General features: G+C 64.4%; 20 protein-coding genes. 13 read left to right on the top strand and 7 right to left on the bottom strand.

Annotated features, from left to right (window positions below; all coding sequences use genetic code 11):
- Window positions 1-32: 32 nt before the first annotated feature.
- Window positions 33-1037 carry a hypothetical protein gene (locus JYK05_RS16940; protein WP_371826427.1) on the bottom strand — a complete coding sequence of 335 codons (1005 nt, stop codon included), beginning with the start codon at window positions 1035-1037 and terminating at the stop codon, window positions 33-35.
- Window positions 1038-1255: 218 nt separating this feature from the next.
- Between JYK05_RS16940 and JYK05_RS16935 the strand changes: the two genes are divergently transcribed.
- The 5 genes from JYK05_RS16935 (at window position 1256) to JYK05_RS16915 (ending at window position 5534) form a co-directional block, all read left to right on the top strand.
- On the top strand, window positions 1256-1543 hold the full coding sequence (locus JYK05_RS16935) for a hypothetical protein (RefSeq protein WP_175941695.1): 288 nt from the start codon (window positions 1256-1258) through the stop codon (window positions 1541-1543).
- A gap of 449 nt (window positions 1544-1992) precedes the next feature.
- The gene (locus tag JYK05_RS16930) at window positions 1993-3387 is read left to right on the top strand and encodes an MFS transporter (RefSeq protein ID WP_206468362.1); all 1395 of its coding nucleotides are present in this window, start codon (window positions 1993-1995) and stop codon (window positions 3385-3387) included.
- Between the two features lie 288 nt (window positions 3388-3675).
- Window positions 3676-4917: a hypothetical protein gene (locus JYK05_RS16925; protein ID WP_241269926.1), complete on the top strand. Its 1242-nt coding sequence runs from the start codon at window positions 3676-3678 to the stop codon at window positions 4915-4917.
- Window positions 4918-4988: 71 nt separating this feature from the next.
- Window positions 4989-5189, top strand: a complete 201-nt coding sequence (locus JYK05_RS16920) for a hypothetical protein (protein WP_206468360.1) — start codon at window positions 4989-4991, stop codon at window positions 5187-5189.
- A 27-nt stretch (window positions 5190-5216) separates the two neighbouring features.
- Complete coding sequence (locus JYK05_RS16915; RefSeq protein WP_175941688.1) at window positions 5217-5534, top strand: four-helix bundle copper-binding protein; 318 nt, start codon at window positions 5217-5219, stop codon at window positions 5532-5534.
- 169 nt (window positions 5535-5703) lie between these two features.
- Here JYK05_RS16915 and JYK05_RS16910 read toward each other — a convergent pair whose 3' ends face one another.
- A complete protein-coding gene (locus tag JYK05_RS16910; protein ID WP_206468359.1) occupies window positions 5704-5973 on the bottom strand; it encodes a type VI secretion system baseplate subunit TssF in 270 nt (89 codons plus the stop codon).
- Window positions 5974-6380: 407 nt separating this feature from the next.
- Here JYK05_RS16910 and JYK05_RS16905 point away from each other — a divergent pair, with 407 nt between their 5' ends.
- Window positions 6381-7286, top strand: coding sequence for a flagellar brake protein (locus JYK05_RS16905; protein WP_206468358.1), 906 nt, complete (start codon window positions 6381-6383; stop codon window positions 7284-7286).
- Window positions 7287-7310: 24 nt separating this feature from the next.
- Here JYK05_RS16905 and JYK05_RS16900 read toward each other — a convergent pair whose 3' ends face one another.
- Window positions 7311-7964, bottom strand: a complete 654-nt coding sequence (locus JYK05_RS16900; RefSeq protein WP_206468357.1) for a DsbA family protein — start codon at window positions 7962-7964, stop codon at window positions 7311-7313.
- 92 nt (window positions 7965-8056) lie between these two features.
- Window positions 8057-9397, bottom strand: coding sequence for an FAD-binding oxidoreductase (locus JYK05_RS16895; protein WP_206468356.1), 1341 nt, complete (start codon window positions 9395-9397; stop codon window positions 8057-8059).
- A gap of 311 nt (window positions 9398-9708) precedes the next feature.
- On the opposite strand from JYK05_RS16895, the gene JYK05_RS16890 reads away from it, so the two are divergent.
- From JYK05_RS16890 to JYK05_RS16870, 5 genes are all read left to right on the top strand, one after another.
- Entirely contained in the window at window positions 9709-10140 is a 432-nt protein-coding gene (locus JYK05_RS16890) for an OsmC family protein (RefSeq protein ID WP_175941681.1), read from the top strand.
- 159 nt (window positions 10141-10299) lie between these two features.
- Complete coding sequence (locus JYK05_RS16885) at window positions 10300-11394, top strand: calcium:proton antiporter (RefSeq protein WP_206468355.1); 1095 nt, start codon at window positions 10300-10302, stop codon at window positions 11392-11394.
- A 166-nt stretch (window positions 11395-11560) separates the two neighbouring features.
- Window positions 11561-12319: an ABC transporter substrate-binding protein gene (locus JYK05_RS16880; RefSeq protein ID WP_206469614.1), complete on the top strand. Its 759-nt coding sequence runs from the start codon at window positions 11561-11563 to the stop codon at window positions 12317-12319.
- A gap of 85 nt (window positions 12320-12404) precedes the next feature.
- Window positions 12405-13526 carry a succinylglutamate desuccinylase/aspartoacylase family protein gene (locus JYK05_RS16875; protein WP_206468354.1) on the top strand — a complete coding sequence of 374 codons (1122 nt, stop codon included), beginning with the start codon at window positions 12405-12407 and terminating at the stop codon, window positions 13524-13526.
- A gap of 126 nt (window positions 13527-13652) precedes the next feature.
- Complete coding sequence (locus JYK05_RS16870; protein ID WP_175941675.1) at window positions 13653-13799, top strand: hypothetical protein; 147 nt, start codon at window positions 13653-13655, stop codon at window positions 13797-13799.
- A gap of 102 nt (window positions 13800-13901) precedes the next feature.
- Here JYK05_RS16870 and JYK05_RS16865 read toward each other — a convergent pair whose 3' ends face one another.
- From JYK05_RS16865 to JYK05_RS16855, 3 genes are all read right to left on the bottom strand, one after another.
- Entirely contained in the window at window positions 13902-15302 is a 1401-nt protein-coding gene (locus JYK05_RS16865) for an NCS2 family permease (RefSeq protein ID WP_241269924.1), read from the bottom strand.
- Window positions 15303-15636: 334 nt separating this feature from the next.
- Window positions 15637-17370, bottom strand: coding sequence for a gamma-glutamyltransferase (gene ggt, locus JYK05_RS16860; RefSeq protein ID WP_206468353.1), 1734 nt, complete (start codon window positions 17368-17370; stop codon window positions 15637-15639).
- Window positions 17371-17428: 58 nt separating this feature from the next.
- Window positions 17429-18190 (bottom strand): SDR family NAD(P)-dependent oxidoreductase, encoded by a 762-nt coding sequence (locus JYK05_RS16855; protein WP_206468352.1) that lies wholly within the window; start codon window positions 18188-18190, stop codon window positions 17429-17431.
- Between the two features lie 182 nt (window positions 18191-18372).
- Between JYK05_RS16855 and JYK05_RS16850 the strand changes: the two genes are divergently transcribed.
- Together JYK05_RS16850 and JYK05_RS16845 are read left to right on the top strand one after the other, a co-directional pair.
- Window positions 18373-18843: a VOC family protein gene (locus JYK05_RS16850; RefSeq protein WP_206468351.1), complete on the top strand. Its 471-nt coding sequence runs from the start codon at window positions 18373-18375 to the stop codon at window positions 18841-18843.
- 348 nt (window positions 18844-19191) lie between these two features.
- A complete protein-coding gene (locus JYK05_RS16845; protein ID WP_206468350.1) occupies window positions 19192-20826 on the top strand; it encodes a peptide ABC transporter substrate-binding protein in 1635 nt (544 codons plus the stop codon).
- The last annotated feature ends 13 nt before the right edge of the window (window positions 20827-20839 follow it).

Raw genomic sequence — 20839 nt, 5'->3', positions numbered from 1 at the left:
AGCGGTGAAACTCGACGGACGTAACGGCGCGGTCAGAAACGCACGCCGACGCCCGCTTCGATGATGTCTGCATCACGGTCGTAGCGCGTCACCATGCGGTTCCACGTTGCGCGCACGAGCCAGCGATTCGTAAAGCGGTAGCTCGCCGACACCGAGACGAGGCCGGCGAAACGGCCATCGCCGGTGCGGTTTTGCGGCAGATCGTCGTTCTGCGTGATCGACAGATACGGTCCCGCGCCGACGCCGAGCGTCAGCCGGTCGTCGAAGAACGCGCGCGTCGCCCACAATTGAGCGGCGACGCCGTCGCGCCGGGATTGCACGTGGCCGCCTTCGTGCAGATACGACGCGGTGAAATCGACGTACTTCCACAGCCCGCGCCGATATTCGATGCTTTCCGCTACGTTCGATTCGGAATCTAAGCTGTTGAGGATGGTCGTGCCGACCAGCACCGTGACCTCGTTGCCGGTGACGTTCGTCGTGCGCGACGGCGCGGAGTCGCGCGGACCGTGGCCGTTCGGGGCGTCGAGCTGATAACCGATGCCGAAGAGCAGGGCGGTCGTGTCCGGGCCGCCGAACGCCTGCACGCGATTGAGCTTCATCTCCGCGATCCAGCGGTTATCGAAGTAATACGCGGCGCGCAGCGTGAATATGCCACCCCAGCCGTGCGTGTTGGAATAGTCGCCGCCAGCTTCCGCCTCGCTGGTGTCGAAGTAACGGTACGGGCCGGCGCCCGCCGACAATTCGAGGCGGTTGTTCCAGAGCGGCATCCGCGCCCACAACTGCGCCGCCTGACCGTCGCGGTGATGGTTCGGAATATGACCTTCGTTGATCCACGAGAAGCTCCATGCCGCGTACGGGCCGAGGCCCTCGCGATAGCTTGCTTCCCACGAATACGTGTTCTGGCTGCCGCTCTGGAGCGGGCCGGCGAGAATCGAGAATTCTTGCGCTTGGACCACGTGAGCCGTGGCGCTGAGCGCGAGGGCGGCCATTGTGAAGGCGGCGTGTCTGTACGGGCGTCTTTGAGCGAGAGATGGCATCGAAATAAAGTCGGAACCGGGAATGCAGATGCCTTCGAAGTGAAAGCGTCGTCCAAGCATAGCGGCTAAACGAGAATCATGCCGATATTGCAGAAAGGGAATGTTCGTCGACGCACGTCCTGACTTTCGATTCGGCGCTACAAATAAGGCGTCCGTGCCGCGCGCGTCGGCATGCGCGGGACGCCTTCGCACTCCAGCCATTTCGAAGCGAGGATCAGATGGACGCCATTCCAGTGGAGTACCGCGGGTGTGAGTTGTCGGCGATTGTCGCGCGGGCGGCCGGCGAGTTCATCGCGACGGTCCTGATCGAGCGGCCCGACGGCGTGCGGCGCGCGATCGGCCCGTTTCGACCGTTCGCCACGGCCCGGGCAGCCGAGCAGTTCGCCATCCAATATGGCAGGGACGAGCTGGATGGACGCCACGTGCCGCGCGGCGTTCACATGACGACTTGCGATGATGCGGCTACGGGACGCTCGACCGCCGTTGCGCCGGAGCGGCGCTTATAGCCACGCGATGAACGGCCCGGCGGCTCGCGCCGCTTCCACATTCGATAACGCACGACGGAAATGCCCGGGTCTCTGGCCCGGCGCGGCGGGGCAGGTCTGCTGAATTCTTCGTCGAGTCGGCAAAGCGACGCGCCATGTGCATTGAGGCCGCGCCAGTCCGAACGCACCGCCCGGCAGGCATCCGAACCCAAATTGCAAACGCCCGCGTCGTCGCGTTGGCGCACCGCGGATTGCCGAAGAGTCACGGTGTGAGCGCTGTCAGCGTTGCGCCGCGAACGAACGGTCGTTCAGACGACATGTCGGTGATGTGATCGCCGACGCGCTCGCGCGAAGCGTCAGGGAGCAGTCGGCACATTGGCCGACAGCACGCTTTTGCACACGCACGGCAGTGTCCGTTACCATGCGGGCGCCGCGCGGGTCCGCCTCCCGCGGGCATTTCAAAAGCAGACATGAACAGCGCCATACCCGCCACCCGCGTCAATTACTGGGCAGTCGTCTCCGTGCTGCTCGGCACGTTTCTCGGCAACCTCGATTCGTCCATTGCGAATGTCGCCTTGCCGACCATCGCGCACAACCTTTCGCGCAGCGCAGCCGATACGGTCTGGGTCGTCACCGCGTATCAGCTCGCGGTCGCCGTCTCGGTGCTGCCGCTCGCCGCGCTCGGCGAAAAGCTCGGCTTCCGGCGCGTGTTTCTCTGGGGCTTCGTGGTCTTCACGCTGGCGTCGATAGGCTGCGCGCTCGCGCCGACGCTGCCGCTCTTGGTCGCTGCTCGCGCGATTCAGGGCGTGGGCGGCGCATGCATGTCGACCATCGTGCCCGCGCTGCTGCGGCAGGTTTATCCGCCGAAGCTCGTCGGGCGCGGCGTCGCGCTGCTCGGCTTGACCGTGGCGCTTTCGGCGGCGCTCGGGCCGACAGTCGCGGCGGGGATTCTCTCGGTCGCCGGATGGCGCTGGCTCTTCGCGGTGAACGTGCCGCTCGGCATCATCGGCCTCGGTCTCGCCAGCACGATGCTGCCGCCCGGCACGCCGAACGCCGCGCGCCGCTTCGACTTCGCGGGCGCGACGCTCAGCGCGCTCGCCATCGGGCTCTTCATTCTGGGCGTGGGCGGGCTCGGTGCAGGCGAGGGCGCGGGCGAGGGCCATGTGCAACTGCGGGCGCTGCCTCTCGTCGAGATCGCGTGTGCGTGCGTCGCCGGTTTCGCGCTCATCCGCCATCAACGCGGACGGTCCGCGCCGCTCGTGCCGCTGGATCTGCTGCGCATTCCGATCCTCTCGCTGTCCTCGCTGACGTCCATCTGCTCGTACGTGGCGCAGACGCTCGCCTATCTCGCGCTGCCGTTCATGCTCCAGCACCAGTTCGCCCGCAGCGCGACGACGACCGGACTGCTCGTCACGCCGTGGCCGCTCGTGATTGTGTTCGTCGCGCCGCTCGCCGGTCGCCTGTCGGACCGGCACGCGCCGGGGCTGATCGGCGGCATGGGACTCGGCATCATGGCAATCGGGCTATGTCTTTTGATCGGGCTGCCGGCATCGCCTTCGAACGTGGACATCGCGTGGCGTGTCGCGGTGTGCGGCATCGGATTCGGCTTCTTTCAGACGCCGAACAATCGCATCATGCTGACGTCCGCGCCGCATGAACGCAGCGGCGCGGCGGGCGGCCTCATGACGATGGCGCGCATGATCGGCCTTTCGCTGGGCGCGGCGCTCGCCGCCGTTGCGTTCGGCATGTATGGACAACACGGCGCGCAGGTGTCGCTCGTCGGCGCGGCGGCAGCGGCCGCGATCGGCGTCGCGGTGGGCATCGTGCGCGTGATTCGAACAGGCGAGCGCGCCGCCGGTCGTTAGTGCTTTCATGCTTCTTCGCGCGTCCTACAATTGAGCGCGGGTCGCTCTTCGCCGCGCGCAGCGATACTTCGGTTGACGCAATAATTTGCAAGTTCGTTGACCGCAACGGATATGCTTGGCCCCTTGCGCGCGGCCTCTTGCGCCGCGCTTCGTGCGTCCACGCTATTCACTTGCCGGTACAACATGGTCACACTGGTTAGCTGCTTCTCCGACCGCCGCGCGACATCCTCGCGCGACAACCACGCCGAGTTCTGTCGCCGAACGCAAGCGGCGCATTACGACGAGTCGATGTCGAGCAGCGTCGATTCGCTCGAACTCGGTGTCCTCTTCAAATACCAGATGATCAGCGACCGGCTCGCGCGCGCGGCCGAAGGCGAGGTCGTCATCTTCGCGACGGAGAATGCGCTTTTCATTCGCTTCGAAGATTTCGGGCGGATCATGGAAGGACGAGACAGCCTCGTGACCAAAGGCTTCTTCGGCATCAATACGGAAATGTTCGTCATCCGAAATAAGGAAGCGAACCGCCGCATCGCGCGTGGCATGGCTGCGCGATGCCGGGCCTTTTACGAATACGGCAAGTTCGTCACGGAAGAAGAATTGCTGGAGGCGTTTCCGGCTGTTGCCGACTGGGACTTGTTGAACGGCGTGATACCGATTGCATCCATGTGGTCGGGGCAGCACCCGGACTTGCGCGGCGCGCCGGTGGTGGCGGTGTCGCTCGTGTTCACGCCGCGTCTCTATAGCAAGTATGGTCCGCGCTGGCGAGCCGTGTTCGCGCGTCATCTGAACGCGTGCCATGCGGCCGGACATAGCGCGTTCTTCGACGCCTTGCCGCCGCCTCGATGCGATACCGACGAGCCGTTGACCGTCTATCAGCCGGGCAGGGCAATCGCGGTCGTCATGTTGTACACGCCGAACATCGCGGGCTATGCGCGGTTCGGCGAAGCGAGCCTGCGCGCGTTCTGCGAGCGTCACGGCTACACGCTGTATCAACATCGCGCGGTGCCAGCCGACTTTCAGCGTGAAGCATGCGGCAACTGGTCGAAGCCGTTTCTGCTCGCCAAGTATCTGCCGCATCACGAATGGGTCTTCTGGATCGATGCCGATATTCTCGTCATGAATCCTTTCGTGAAGCTCGAACGATTCACCGAGGGCCGCGACCGCGTGCTGACCGCCGATATATGCGGCTGGCGCTTCAATTCGGGCGTGATGGGCTTTCGCAACACGGAGGCGAACGCGAACGTGCTGCAAGGCGTCCTTGCGCGCGTGCTGGAAACCGAGGACATCAAGTACACGTTTTCGAGCCAGGGCGACCAGTTTTATTTCATGGAGCAGATGATTTCGCACGGCCTGTGCCCCGAGCCGGACTCTGCGGACCTCGTGAGCTTCAACGAACTCAACACGCCGTGGTACTACGCGAAGCCGGATACGTTCATGTGCCATTTTCACGGCTTGAGTACGGAACTGCGGATGTTGTTTATGTCGATGGATAAGGTTCCGAAAGGCGGATACGAGTCGATCGAGGTGTAGCCCCTGGCGCACGACGGGACCGAGGTTTGCTGCATCGTCCTCGAACGATGACCCCGTCAAAGGAGGGCAGCATGACCCAGGTCTCAGGCGATAACGACGGCTCGCGCACAACGGCCGACGACATGGACGAACCGGTGGGCGCCCCCGCCACTGGCGATACGCGGCAAGAGAAGCTGGATGAGCGCGAAAAGCAGCACCATCCCGCGAGCGAGAACGCGCTGCCGACCGCGCAAGACAACAACCCCGTGCCGCCGCAATCGACGCGCGACTAGTCCACCAATCTAACGAGGATTTGCCGAATGAGCGACTATATCGACTGCATTGCCGCGCTCGACCGATGCGCCGCCGCTTGCGACAACTGCGCTTCGGCCTGCATTGCGGAAGGCCATCTGCCGGACATGGAGAAGTGCATTCGTCTGGACCTCGACTGCGCGGCGCTGTGCCGCTTCACGTCGGAATCGCTGGCGCGGGACACGCAGTTCATGCGCGATTTCCTCGACCTGTGCGCGCGGATCTGCGATGCATGCGCGGACGAGTGCAGCCGGCATACTGCGAGCCATTGTCAGGCGTGCAGTGACGCGTGCCGGAAGTGCGCGGAGGCGTGCCGGGCTTTGTAGCAACGGTAAGTATGCGTGCGGGATCGCTATGTTCATTCATCGCACGCTAGAGCTACAGGTACGCGCCGACTTCGCCGTCAGTCCGGTGTTCCCCTCGTCGGATGGGAATTTGCGAACACCTGCGCGAAACGGTGGCGAACCGCTGTAACGCGTAAGTTGTTGCGTTACGTTACCGCCGACAACGGCGGAATAAAGGCAGGAACGCACTGCCTCTACGCGCCATGACGATAGCGAAAGACGCAAGCAGCCTGTGAATGAAAGAACCGGCGATGTCCGTTCTGTCGATGTTCAGCCGTCGACCGATCTCGAGTAATCGTGGCGCGAATTCATCGGCGCCTGCTTCGGTATAGCGCAGTTGCTCCAGGTACTGACGAGAAAGAGCGGGTTCATGGCTATGGCTTACCGCTAAAGCGATCGCAGCGGCACCGATGCTCAGCATGAGGAAGCGGAGGGACATGGAGCGAGCTAGACACGTTCCCGGTTAGTAGGCTGTCCTAATCGTAGATTCTCGTCGTAGGGATGAAAGGTCAGACTTTCGCGCGCTAATGCGAGGGTAGGTGCAACCGGACCGCTCGCGACTGCACTCTGCGTCAGCGTCAGCCTTCTCTTGCAGCCGTTGTGGGGAGAAAGCGTCCGATGTATCAGTGGCATCTCCATTGGACGCCTGGCGGCTCAGCGTGGGCAGCGGCGCAAACCTCTAAAAATTTATGCGCATAACATCTGGGCGAATAAGTGACCGGTCGGCTGGGTCATTGCGCCGGGATTGCGTAACTTATTCCGAAATCCGCTTGACGCCAATTTAATCAACGGCGACGATTCTTAAAATCAATAAGAATCGTCTGGCCAATGACCGCACAATCCGCTTCCGAAGTTTCTCCGACTCTTGTCCGCCTCGCCGCAAGCGACATCCCGCTGAACGCGCCCCTCGGAACGCCGCTCCTCGGACCCGACGGCGCGCTGCTTTTCGAAGCAGACGTCGTCATCCCCGACGAAACCACGCGCGATTTCCTGTTTCGACATTTCGAGCCGCACCGCGCGGCGGGGGCGCCCGCGACCGCGGAATCGACCACGGATGCCAGCCGCGAAGCGCCGCTGACACTCGACGACATGGGCCTAGCGATCGGCGGGCGTGTCGGCCTGCGCGGCAGCGGGTGGTCTGCGTCCTCGATGTACGCGAGCCGAGTCATCGGTTTCTCGGCTGTGCGGCGCAACGGTGAGCGGTCGCTCTTCGTCACGCAGCCGGTGATGACCGGCGTCGCACCGCTCGAACTCACGCGCGGAGAGACGGTGGAACTCGTCGCGCTCACGGGCCGCGGCGTGTTTCGCTTCGCCTGCACGGTCGATGCGACGAGCCGCGAGCCGTTCAGCTATGTCGTGCTGTCCGCGCCCGGCGCCATCCGCCGCCTGCGCACGCGCAAGTTCGCCCGCATGCCGACGCGGCTTGCAGCGCTTTATTCGATCGAAAGTCAGCCGAGCGCATCACCGCAACTCGGCCGCGTGAGCGACATCAGTCCGTACGGCATGTCGTTGACCGTGCCCGCGCCGAGCGCGCAGGCAGGCGACCGCCTGCGCCTGTCGTTTCGCTTCAGCACGGATGGCATCGACGTGGAGATCGATACATCGGCGTTGGTGCGCCACGTCGGCGCGGCGGAATCCGGCGACGCGGGCATCGCATACGGACTCGAATTCGAAGCGCTGGAACCGTCGCAGCGTATCGCGCTGAAGTCGTTCATGGCGGAGCACCACTGCTAGCCGACTTCCAGCAAGCGTATCGGCTCAGCTGCCGGGAAAACCGTCGGGAAAGAGCCGCTCGATAGCCGCTTCGAAATGCTGGACCGGCGCGGCGCCGCGCAGGGCGATGGGCGGCGGCGGCTCTTTTCCGGGTGCCGGCTCGCGCGACAGCACCGCGAACGGAACGCCGGTCACGCCGATTTTCTTCGCGAATTCCTCGTCTTCGACGACGAGATCTGTGTACGTGCCTTCATCGAGCGCTTCTTCCAGAAGCTCCGGATCGACGCCACAGGTCGCGGCGATGTCCAGCAGCGCGTCGGTGTCGCCGATATCGATTCCTTCCTCGAAGTACGCCTTGAAGATCGCGCGATGCACGACGTCGTAGCGGCCGGACTCACGCGCGAAAAGCGCCGTCTCGAACGCCTTGCGGCTGCGCGGCGCGACGGGCGGCATGCGCATGAGCAAAGCGCGCTCGTCGGCGAGCGGGCGCACCGACTTCTCCCACGACTCCGCGATGTGTTCGCTATTCGGATCAAGCAGCGGCGCGGGCTCCGGACGCAGTTCGAACGCGTGCCAGCGAATCTCGACCGCGTCCCCGTAGGCGTTGCGCAACTGGTCGAGCACCGGCGTTTCCAGATAACAGAACGGACAGACGAAGTCCGACCAGACGTCGATGAACAAAAGGGGCGTGGATGCCATGAAAGCCTCAAAACGAATGAAGTGCGGCGGCGTCGCCAGCGAATCCGGTATGTTAGCGCGTGCCGCCGCGCGCCGCGAAGGCGCCCGGTTCGTCAGAAGCCGCCGTCGATCTCGATCTTGCTGCCGTCGAAGAAACGCGACAGACGGAACGCATGGGGATCGACCAGCGGTGCGTCGTTCGCGACGATATCGGCCATCAACTTGCCCGCGCCCGGTCCGATGCCGAAGCCGTGCCCCGAGAACCCCGTGCCGATGAAAAGCCCCGGCACGCGCTCGACGCCTGAGATGACGGGCACTGCATCCGGCGTCACGTCGATATAGCCGGCCCACGACTGCTCCACAGTCACATGCGCGAGCGAAGGGAAGATTGCGCGAAACTCGGCGAGCGCGGTTTCGTTGAAGGCTTCGACGGGCGCGGGGTCGAGGATGCGCACGCGCTCGAAGACGGTTTCGCGGTCGAGCGGCCAGCGGCGGGGGCGGCGCAACTCCTCGAAGAAACGCCCGTTGAAGCCGAGCTTGATGGAACCGAACTGGCTCTTGAGCGCGGGCAGGAACTTGCCGAACAGGCGAAAGCTGTCAGGGGTGATGTCGCTGTAGCTGCGAAACGCGTTTGCAATCGAATAGCCGCCGTCCAGCCGCCTGCGATAGCCGACCGACTGATTGCACGCGCTCACCTCCGGGCCGCCGGGCAGCGGCGCGGTGCGCACGACCGACGAGCGCACCATCAATTGCGGCACGTCCACGCCGAGATTGCCGGCGAAGAGCCGCGTCCACGCGCCGCCCGCGATCACCACGCTGTCGCAGCGAATTCGCCCGTGTTCCGTCACGACGCCGCTCACCGCGCCGCCGCTCGTTTCGACGCCGCGCACGGCGCAGGGCATCGCGATCTTGACGCCGCGCTCGCGCAGCGCGGCGGCCATCGCGGGCACGGCACGTTGCGGTTCGGCACGGCCGTCGCTCGGCGTGTAAATGCCGCCCGCGAAGCGTCGCGCCGTGCCCGGCATGAGCGCGGCGGTTTCTTCGGGCGACACGATGCGCGAATCCAGCGCGCCGCGTCCGACCTTCGCGACGGCGCGCGCGAGCCACGCTTCATGATCGGCGAGGGCGTCGGCGTCATCGGCGGCATACAAAATGCCGCATTCGCGATAGCCGCTGTCGATCCCCAGATCCGCGTCCATGCGACGCCACAGCTTCAGGCTTTCGAGGCTGAGTTCGAGCTCCCGCAAGTCGCGGTGCGTCGCGCGGCACCAGCCCCAGTTGCGGCTCGACTGCTCGCCCGCGACGTGGCCCTTCTCGCACACCGCGACCGAAAGCCCTTTCTCTGCGAGAAAGCGGGCGGTGCTGATACCGATCACGCCGCCGCCCACGACGACTACGTCGACGCGCTCGGGCAGCACGACATCTTCGGCAATGCGTTCGGTCGGCGGTCCCATGCTAGGCCGCTCCGTGGGTCGCGGCGCGTCGTGCGAGTGGAATCATGTATTAAGCATGCAGAGAGTTGAACGAGCCCACGCATCGTAAGTGAATCGGCGGTGCTTCGCCATCTGGACAAAAGTCGTGCGGCAGCGCGCTTCCTGCGCCGCGAGCAGCGATCCGCTACGATGGACCCGACGCTTCGCGCATTGCTTCGGCGCGACGCGTTCATCGACAAGCGTCATCGAGACCGGACGTCGTGCGCATTGATCGAAGCGAGGCCAGCGCGCCCGGTCGAACGCAACTGAAACCATCTTCACGGAGAACTCTCGTGCAAAAGACTGCATCGGCTAAATGGAGCGGCGGCATCAAGGACGGCAAGGGTTTCATCTCGACGCAAACCGGCGTGCTCAACGAAGCGCCGTATGGATTCAAGTCGCGCTTCGAGGAAGGTCCGGGCACGAACCCGGAAGAACTGATCGGCGCGGCGCACGCCGGCTGCTTCACGATGGCGCTTTCGCTGCAACTCGAACAGGCGGGCATGAAGGCGGAAAGCCTCGAAACGAAGTCGACGGTCACGCTGGAGAAAGACGGCGAAGGCTTCACGATCACGTCGTGCCAGCTCGACCTGAAGGCGAAGATTCCGGGCGCGGACAAGGCCGCGTTCGACAAGGCCGCTCAGGCGGCGAAAGAAGGCTGCCCGGTGTCGAAGCTCTTCGCCGGCAATGCGAAGATTACGCTGAACGCCGAACTGGAGTCGTAATTCGCCACCGAACGGCGCATCGCGGACGGCTCAGGCCGTCCGTTTTGTTTTGTGTCGCGCTTTTTGCGTTGTCGTCGGCGCGCGGTCCGCCCGCTATCATGCCGATGGCTCGTCGCCGCGTGCCGACGATCCCATTCACCCGACAAGCCCGGAGCGCCGATGAAACTCAAGCTCGACTGGACCCTCGTTGCGCCGATTCTCGCGCTCGTCGTGCTCGGCGCGGCCGCGCTCATTCACGGTGCCGTGCTGACCGCGCTGGCCGCGGTCGCGCTGGCGTTCGCCGTGTTCGCGGCGGTGCATCACGCCGAGGTGGTCGCGCATCGCGTCGGGGAGCCGTTCGGCACGCTGGTGCTCGCGGTGGCGGTGACGGTGATCGAAGTGGCGCTGATCGTCTCCGTGATGCTGTCCGGCGGTCCCGAGAAGGCGGCATTGCCGCGCGATACCGTGTTCGCCGCCATCATGATCTGCGGCAACGGCATCGTCGGGCTGTGCCTGCTGATGGGCGGCCTGCGGCATCACGTGCAGGACTTCCAGCTGCAAGGCGCGAGCGCGGCGCTCGCCATTCTCTGCGCGCTTTCCGTGCTGACGCTCGTGCTGCCGAACTTCACGAGCACGGTGGTCGGCCCGGCGCTTTCGACGTCGCAACTGATTTTCGTCGGCGTGGTGTCGCTCGTGCTGTACATGATGTTCGTGTTCGTGCAGACCATCCGCCATCGCGATTATTTTCTCCCGTTCGCGCCGAAGGCCGCGACTTCGCCCGATGCCGCCGACGACGGCCCGCACGCGCCGCCGCCGAGTAACGCGCAAGCGTGGATCGCGCTTGCATTTCTGATGCTGTCGCTCGTCGCGGTGGTCGGGCTCGCCAAGCTGCTTTCGCCGGCCGTCGAGGCGGGCGTGGCGGCGGCGGGCGCGCCCGAGGCGGTCGTCGGCGTCGTGATCGCCGCGCTCGTGCTGCTTCCCGAAGGCTTCGCTGCGCTGCGCGCGGCGCGGCTCGACCGCTTGCAGACGAGCCTCAACCTTGCGCTCGGGTCGGCGCTCGCCAGCATCGGATTGACGATTCCGGCGGTGGCGATCGTGTCGATCGCTATCGGCCAGCCGATCGCGCTCGGCCTCGCGCCAAAGGAAATCACGATGCTCGCGCTGACGCTCGTCGTTTCCGTCATCACGCTCGGCACGGGCCGCTCGACGGTGCTGCAAGGCGTCGTGCATCTCGTCATTTTCGCGGCGTTTCTGTTCCTTTCTGTCGTGCCGTGACGCATCGCGTTTGCTACCATTCAGGGTTTTCCCGAAAGGGTCCAACGCGCGCCGCGTGTTCCGTCGTAGAGGAACGCAGCGCGCCAGCAATCACCGCAAGTCTCGAAGGATTGGAATGTCGCAGAAGAAGTTCGTCAGCAAGTCCGCATCGTTCGCTCTGCGCGCGATGCTCGCCGCACTCGCCATCAGCTCGTTCTCCGCGCACGCGAAGGACATCACGCAAATTCGCTTCGCCGTGGACCCGTCGTATCCGCCGTTCGAATCGAAGCAGCCTGACGGCAAGCTCGTCGGGTTCGACATCGACCTCGGCAACGCCTTGTGCGCGCAGATGAAGGTCAAGTGCGTCTGGGTCGAAAATAATTTCGACGGCATGATTCCCGGCCTGAAAGCGCGCAAGTTCGACGCCGTGCTCTCCGACATGGGCATCACCGAAGAGCGTCTGAAGCAGATCGACTTCACCGAACCGCTCTACGACACGCACGCGCAACTCGTCGCGCGCGCCGGCTCGGGCATTCTGCCGACGCCGCAGGCGCTCAAAGGCAAGCGCGTCGGCGTCGAGCAGGGCACCGTGCAGGAACGCTACGCGAAGGCGAAGTGGGAGCCGCAAGGCGTGACGGTTGTCGCGTACGGCGATCAGGAACAGGTCGAAGGCGACCTCGTCGCGGGCCGAATCGACGCCATGTTCACGGACGCGGCGCAGGCGGCCATCGGCTTTCTGAAGAAGCCGCAGGGCAAGCCGTTCGCGCTCGTCGGGCCGATCGTGGAGGACAAGGCGCTCATCGGTCCGGGCACGGCCATCGGCCTGCGCAAGGGCGACGCCGATCTGCAGAAGGGTCTGAATCAGGCGTTCGACGCGATCAAGAAGGACGGCACGTTCAAGCGCATCATGGCGAAGTACTTCGCGACCGACGTTTCTATCCAGTAAGCGCCAAGCGTCGCGCATCCGGTCGAAAGGCATCGCTCGCGGTGCCTTTTGCTTTTTTTAGGCGGCAGTGTCGAAGGTCAGGGCCATGCAGATTCACGATCATCCGCTCGTCGGCGCCGCGCTCGGTACCCGGCGCGCGATCAGAAGTTATTCGTTCGGACCGGGCGACGACGCCGCGCCGAAGGTCTATATCCAGGCCTCGCTGCATGCCGACGAGTTGCCCGGCATGGTGGTCGCGTGGATGCTCAAGCGCCGGTTCGCCGAGCTCGAAGCCGCGGGGCTGCTCAACGCGCGGATCGTGCTCGTGCCGGTGGCGAATCCCGCCGGGCTGAATCAGCATTGGTTCGGCACGCACATGGGCCGCTTCGACATGCAGTCGGGACACGACTTCAACCGGCGCTTTCCCGATCCCGGCCCGGCGCTGGCGACGCAACTCGAAGACCGCCTGACCGACGACGCCACGCGCAACGCAGACCTGATCCGCGCCGCGTTGCGCCGGCATTTCGCCGCGAGGGAAGGCGCGACGGAACTGGAGTCGCAACGCATCGCGCTGATGTGTCTTGCCTGCGACGCGCATCTCGTCATCGATCTGCATTGCGACTGGGAGGCCGTCGCGCATCTCTACACGACGCCGGATGCGTGGGCCGCCATCGAGCCGCTCGCGCGCATTATCGGCAGCGAGGCGCAATTGCTGGCGGACGTGTCGGGCGGCGAGCCGTTTGACGAAGCATGCACGGCGGCGTGGCGCTTCTTGCGCGATGCGTTCGGCGCGCGTTTTCCCATTCCGATGGGCGTCACGCCGGTGACGCTCGAACTGCGCGGCGTGCGCGATGTGTCGCACGAGACGGCGGCGCACGACGCTCAGGCGATCGTCGATTATCTGATCCACGCGGGTTTCGTCGCCGGTCGCGCGACCGAGCCGCCGGCGTTGCGCCGTCCCGCTACGCCGCTTGCCGGCTGCGAGTATCTGTATGCGCCGCAATCGGGCGTGATCCTGCATCGGCGCGAGGTCGGCGAGCGCGTGCGTGCCGGCGAGACGATCGCCGACATCCTCGATCCGTTAGAAGACCGGCTCGTTCCGCTCGTCGCGCAAACGGAAGGCGTGCTCTACGCGCGCCACTGGACGCGCTTTGCGACGACGGGAATGCTGGTCGCGCGGATCGCGGGCAACGGGCCTGCGCGTCACGGCGAACTGCTGGCGAAGTGATGAATCGGAAAATGCGACCGGGAGACTGGCGAGAGACGGTGTAGCTTTTTTGAGAATTGGTTGCAATGCAGCATGAAAAGCGTATAGTTAGGGTTATCCCCTAGCTACTTACCCTGAGAGCTTTCCATGAAAACCACCGCTCAACAATCTGTGCTCGTTTCGTTCGGTTCGTGGATGCGCGCGGCGAAGGCTGCGGTGCGTCGCGAGTGGAATCGCGCGCTGCAATTGCATCTGCAGAACTGCGAGATCCTCGTCGAAGCGTATCGCAAGTAAGTCCGAGTCCGCCTCGGCCTGACGCCCGGTCAAGCGCATCAGCATTCGACAAAGCCCCGGAAGCCAACGCTTCCGGGGCTTTGTCGTTTCAACGCACCGCGTCTAGATCGCCCAGCCGCCGAGATAGAACACCGCGAGCGCCGCTGCGATCGCCACCGTTCCCACGTTCAGCTTGCGGATTTCGCCCGCGACGACGCGCCCGATCACCAGCGTGCAGAAGCCGAGCATGATGCCGGTCACGATGTTCGCCGTCAGCACGATAAACACCGCGCAGACGAGTCCCGACATCGTGTCGACCGTGTCGTCCATGTGCAGCTTCGCGACGTTGCCGAGCATCAGCAAGCCGACGTACATCAGCGCGGGCGCGGTCGCGTAAGAGGGCACGAGGCTCGCGAGCGGCGAGAGGAACATCACCGCGAGAAAGAGCGCGCCGACGACGCTCGCCGCGAGCCCCGTTTTCGCGCCCGCCGCCACGCCGACCGACGATTCGATATACGCCGCCGCCGGCGCGCCGCCGAAACACGCGGAGAAAATCGAGCTGATGGAATCCGCCGTCAGCGCGCGGCCGCCGTTCACGATGCGTCCGTTCGCGTCGATCTGGCCCGCCTGGCCCGCGACCGCGCGGATCGTGCCGGTGGCGTCGAATACCGCCGTCATCACGAGGGCGAGCACGCTCGGCAGCACGGCCATCGAGAGCGCGCCTTTGATATCCATCGCGCCGATCAGCGACGCATGACCCGGCGCGGACAGCGACGGCAGCGCGAACACGCCATGAAAGCGCACGGCCGGATCGATCACGAGACCGATCGCCGAGAGCCCGATCACCACCAGCAGAATGCCGCCCGGCACGCGCCGGCGCTCCAGACCGAAGATCGCCGCGAGCCCAGCCACGGACATCAGCACGGGCAGCGCCGTGATGTGACCCAGCGAGACCGGCATGCCGGGCGCGGGGTTCTTCACGATCAGGCCGACATCGTTGGATGCGATCAGAAGCAGAAACAGCCCGATGCCGATGCCCGTGCCATGCGCGACGCCCGTCGGCAGATTGCGCAAAATCCACGAGCGCACGCCGGTCACGGAAATCGCCGTGAACACGACGCCCATCAGGAACACCGCGCCGAGCGCGATGGCGGGCGAGAGCCCCTTGCCGAGCACGAGGCCGAACGCGGTGAACGCGGTCAGCGAAATGGCGCAGCCGATGGCGATCGGCAGGCGCGCCCACACGCCCATCAGCAGCGAGCCGAACGCAGTGGTGAGGCACACGGCCACGAACACCGCGCTCGTATCGAAGCCCGCCTTGCCGAGCATGCCCGGCACGACGAACACGGAATAGACCATCGCGAGGAAAGTCGTGACGCCGGCCACGACTTCGCGTTTAGGCGTGCTGCCGGCTCGCGAGATGCCGAAGTAGCGGTCGAGCGCGCCGCCGCTGGCCGTCTGAACATCCTGTTCCCGATTGACGGGCGTGATATCACCAAGCTGCTGGGCGGGGGATTCCAACATGAGCTGCTCCTTTATCAGCACGCTGAAACGAATGCCCGTGCGCGCGTCGATGCGCACTGCGGTTCCGTCGTCAGGGTCGTCTCGTATGTAGTTCTGGATATGCCGGGTGCGTCGCGCACAGCGGCGCATGGTGCACTCGGTCAGGACAGAGACTAGGGGAACGAAACGCGCGGTCCAATCCCGCGCGAAACATGCCGCTCATGCCAGCATTCTTATATTTCTGAGAATCCCGCCTAGGACGGGCGTAGGAGCGCGACCAGCGAAAGCCGGACTAGGGCAAATGCCTAGTCCGGACCGAGTGTGACGCTTTCATCTTGAAAGCGCCAAAGCCGCGTTACTGAATGACGCGCGACACGCCACGCCCGCGCGGATCGGACATCGGCTCAGGCGTTTCGCCGTTGATGCGGATCGCCTGAATGTCGCCGTTGAAGCCTTGCATCGAGAACGTATAGCCCTTCGCCTCCAGTTGCTTCACGACCTCCGGATCGAGCTGATGGAACGGCTCCTGATAGATCGTGTTGGGCGGCAGCAGCTGATGGTGAAAGCGCGTGGCGCCCACCGCTTCCGCGAGCGGCATCTGGAAGTCGTACACGTTCGACAGCACCTGAAAGATCGACGTGAAAATGCGCGATCCGCCCGGCGTGCCGATCACCATCGCGACCTGGTCTTCTTTCGTGAGAATGGTCGGCGTCATCGACGAAAGCGGGCGCTTGCGCGGCGCGATGGCGTTCGCGTCGCTGCCAACCACGCCGAACATGTTTGCCACGCCCGGTTTCGCGGAGAAGTCGTCCATCTCGTCGTTCAGCACGACGCCCGTGCCTTCCGCGACGACGCCTGCGCCGAAGTAACCGTTGATCGTGTACGTGTTCGACACCGCGTTGCCCCACTTGTCGACGACCGAAAAGTGCGTCGTCTCGGCCTTCTCGGGCATCGACGTGCCGAGCCCCGGCTGCACGCTCTTGGTATCGGACGGCGTCTCCGGATTCACTTCCTGCGCGCGCTTCAGAATGTAGTCGTCGTCGATCAGTTGCGCGACCGGCACCTTGTAGAAGTCGGGATCGCCGAGATACTGCGCGCGGTCGGCGAACACGCGCTTCTCGATCTCCGCGACGAGGTGGATGTACTGCGCGGAATCCAGCGGCACGCCTTCGAACTTGTCCTTCAGGTCGGCCTTCATCTTCAGCAACTGCACGAGGCCGACGCCGCCCGAGCTCGGCGGCGGGGCGGTGATCACGCGATAGCCGTTCCAGCTCGCCACCACCGGCTGCCGCCAGACCGCCTTGTACTCCTTCAGATCGCGCGCGGTGATGAGTCCGTGTCCGGTCATCGACGTGGCGATCAGCTCTGCGGTCTTGCCCTGATAGAAGCCCTTGGCGCCCTTGTCCGAGATGCGCTGCAACGTCTGCGCGAGATCCGGCTGCTTGAACACTTCGCCCGCTTTCATGCCGCCGAAGTACAGGTCGAAGTTCGTCTTGCCGGCGAAGTCTTTCGACGCGCGATCGCGCCGCTCGATCAGTTGATCGTCGACGACGAAACCGTCCTGCGCGTACTGAATCGCCGGCGCGAGCACCTGCTTCCATTTCAGCCTGCCGAAACGCTTCTGCGCTTCCCACATGCCTTCCACCGTGCCCGGCACGCCGACCGCGCGATGCCCGTACAGGCTCATGCCCTTGATGACCTCGCCCTTGTCGTCGAGGTACATGTTGCGCGTGGCGGAAATCGGCGCGCGCTCGCGGTAGTCGAGGAAGTACGGCCGATGGTCCACGTAAAGCGTCATGAACCCGCCGCCGCCGATGTTGCCCGCTTCCGGATACGTGACCGCGAGCGTGAACGCGATGGCGACGGCCGCGTCGACCGCATTGCCGCCCTGCTTGAAGATTTGCTCGGCGGTGTCGGCGGCGTACTTGTCCGCGACGGCGACGGCGGAGGCGGTCAGGACTTGCGGCTGCGTGTCCGCTGTCTTCGCATACGCGGGCGACGTTTCGACGAAGCCGGCGACGCTGAACGCGGCGACGGCCGCGGCCGTCAGCGCGAGGGACCGAAAGCGATGTTGCTGTTTCAACGGCATCTCCTGCATTCTCCTTTTTTCGGTAACGACTTGCGCCTTATAACACGGCCGGCGCGCCTCACGGCATCAACTGGCCGCCGTTGACGTCGATGATCTGGCCGGTCACGTAGCGCGACATCGCCTCCGACGCAAGATACAGGAACGCGCCGCTGCAATCGTCCGCTTCGCCGATATAACCCATCGGGATCGACTTGCGGAAGCCTTCGAGTTGCTCGGGCGTCGAGAAGCGGTCGTGAAACGGCGTGCCGATCACGCCCGGCGCGACGGCGTTCACGCGGATGCGGTCGGCGGCGAATTCCTTCGCCATGCCCTTCGTGATGGTGCTGACGAAGCCTTTCGACGCCGCGTACAGCAGCGCGCCCGGACCGCCGCCATTGCGCGCCGCCACCGACGTCACGTTGATGATCGAGCCGCCGCCGCCCGAGCGCAGCGAAGGCAGCGCCGCGCGCGTGAACACGACGACCGAGCGCGCATTGATGTTGATGACGTCGTCGAAGAGTTCGTCGGTCGCGCTTTCGAGCGGCTCGCGCTTAACGAGGCTGCCCGCGTTGTTGATGAGCACGTCGATCTTCCCGAACGCATCGACCGTTTGCGCGACGGCGGCCACGATCGCCTTCGAATCGCGCACGTCCGCGCCGACGGTGATCGCGCTCACGCCGAGCGCGCGCACGTCTTTCGCGACTTCCTCGGCCTGGTCCTTCGAACTGTTGTAATGCACCGCGACATTCGCGCCGTAACGTCCGAACGCGCGGGCCGCCGCCGCGCCGATGCCCGTGCTCGCGCCCGTGATGAGGATCGACTTGCCTTTCAGATCGTGCATGAGTGCTCCGTTTGATGGGGAAGTGGGACGTGCTCCGACCGAGAGTATGAAGCGAATAGTGAAAACTTGTTAAGCGCGCGTGGCCGTGCTTTGCGGCGCTCGCCAAAACCGGCACCATTTGATGTGCGCCGCCGGTGGCGAATGCGGCGTCCGCTAACCTTAGCCGATTCCAGGAGGCATTCATGAGTGCACCAGTCGATCCTATTCCCGAAGGCCGTCATGGCGTGATTCCGTATATCGCGGTGGCGGGCGGCGTCGCGGCCATCGACTTCTACAAGAAAGCGTTCGGCGCGACCGAAGTCTTCACCATGCAGGAGCCGGGCGGGCGTGTCGGACATGCGGAGCTGCTGATCGGCGGCAATCCGTTTTATCTGAGCGACGAATTCCCCGAAATGGAGGTGAGAGGTCCGCTTGCGATCGGCGGCACGCCGGTGATGCTGCATCTGTACGTGGAAGACGTCGATGCCGTGGTGCAGCGCGCCGTCGACGAGGGCGCCACCATTCTGCGTCCGGTCGAAGACCAGTTCTACGGCGACCGCGGCGGCAAGGTGCGCGATCCGTTCGGCCATGTCTGGTGGATCGCGACGCACAAGGAAGACGTATCGCCCGAGGAATTGCGCGTTCGCGCGGAGCGCCTCTTCGGCGGAGCCTGATTTTGCAGTGAGCGTGTCGTCGCGCGATTTTTGCGACGATACGCTGCGGTCCGTTCGGTGGAGCCGGCGCAGGCTCGCTCCGGTCCTAGTCGCTCATTCGGGCAATATTTCGAAAAATTTCGTCATCAAGCGCGATTGCGGGTGGCATCCGCATGACCGATGCGAAATACTCGCCGGCAGTCATCAAGCAAATCGAGCGCCGCTCGGAAATGTTCCGAACGCGACGCATGGTTTCGACTCATTAGACGTACTAAGCGCGATCGTTCGTTGGTTTAGCGAATATGCGCTAAACGTTGCCGCACGCGCCGCTTCCAGAAGAAACACGACAACGAGACAAAGAGGAATCCGATGAAGTCATTCGCCGTTCTAAGCTGCTTCCACCGCACAGCAATTGCGGCCGCCAGCGCCGCCTTCGTGTTCGTGGCGATGCCTGCCGCAGCCGCCATCGTCCCGCCCGGCGTGACGCTTGCCGCCAAGCAGGAACTGGTGCGCAACAACGGCTCGGAAGTGGAGACGCTCGATCCGGCGCTGGTCGAATCGGTCGGCGCGGCGAATCTGGCGCGCGACCTCTTCGAAGGGCTCACGGCGACCAACGGCGACGGCGCAGTCGTTCCCGGCGTCGCGGAGAAGTGGGAGCAGAAGGACCCCACGACGTGGATTTTTCACTTGCGCAAGAACGCGCGCTGGTCCAACGGCGACACGGTGACCGCGAACGACTTTGTGTACGGCTGCCAGCGCTTCATCGATCCGAAAACGGCGTCGTCGTACGCGAGCGTGTTCGGCCCGTTCCTTCTGAACGGCGCGGAGATCGTCGCGGGCAAGAAGCCGGCGAGCGCGCTCGGCGTGCGCGCCATCGACGCGACCACGCTCGAAGTGAAGACTTCGGGTCCCGTGCCGTTCTTGCCCGAGTTGATGTCGAACGCGAACCTCGGGCCGGTGCATCGCGCGACGGTGGAGAAGTTCGGCAAGGAGTGGACGAAGCCGGGCAATATCGTCAGCAACGGCCCGTTCCAGTTGAAGGACTGGCAGGTCAACAGCAAGCTCGTGCTCGCGAAGAACCCGAATTACTGGGACAAGGAACACGTCCAGTTGACGAAAGTTACATACTTGCCGGTCGAGGACGAGAACACGGACGTCAAACTGTTCCAGTCGGGCGAGAACGACATGACGTATCAACTGCCCACCGGCACGTACGCCAAGTACCGTCAGCAATTTCCCAACGATATCCGCAACTCGCTGATTCTCGGCACGCGCTACTACAGCTTCAACAACCGCGATCTGCTCCTGAAGGACGTGCGCGTGCGCAAGGCGCTTTCCATGGTGATCGACCGCGATCTGCTCGCGCAACGCGTAACCGCCGACGGCCAGACGCCGAGCTACGGCCTGCTGCCGAAGGGCGTGAGCGGCGCGGACGTATCGGCCTATGAATGGGCGAACTGGCCGATGGACAAGCGCGTCGCCGAAGCGAAGAAGCTGCTCGAACAGGCGGGCGTGAAGCCGGGCACGACGCTGCGTTTCGCGATGAACACGAGCGACTACAACAAGAAGATGGCGATCTTCGCGGCGTCCGAGTGGAAAACGAAGCTGGGCCTCGCGACCGACATCGAGTCGATGGAATTCAAGGTGCTCTTGAAGAAGCGCCATGACGGCGACTACCAGATCGCGCGCAACGGCTGGGTGGCGGACTACAACGACGCGACGACCTTCCTCACGCTCGTGCAGTGCAAGTCGGAGCAGAACGACAACTTCAACTGCAATCCGAAGGCCGACGCGCTCGTCAAACAAGCAAGCGAAACCACGGATCTCGTCAAACGCAAGCAACTGCTGACCGAGGCGGCCAAGCTCGTGATGGACGACTATCCGATGCTGCCGCTTCTGCAATACGGCTTGCCGCGCCTCGTGCGCAGCACGGTCGGCGGCTATTCGCTGAAGAATCCGGCGGACCACTACGGCAGCAAGGACCTCTACATCGTCAAGCATTGACGCCAAGGACGCG

The organism is Caballeronia sp. M1242, assembly GCF_017220215.1.
GTDB lineage: Bacteria > Pseudomonadota > Gammaproteobacteria > Burkholderiales > Burkholderiaceae > Caballeronia.
Note: the sequence above shows the minus strand (reverse complement) of the source record. Positions and strands in the feature narration are given on the sequence as shown.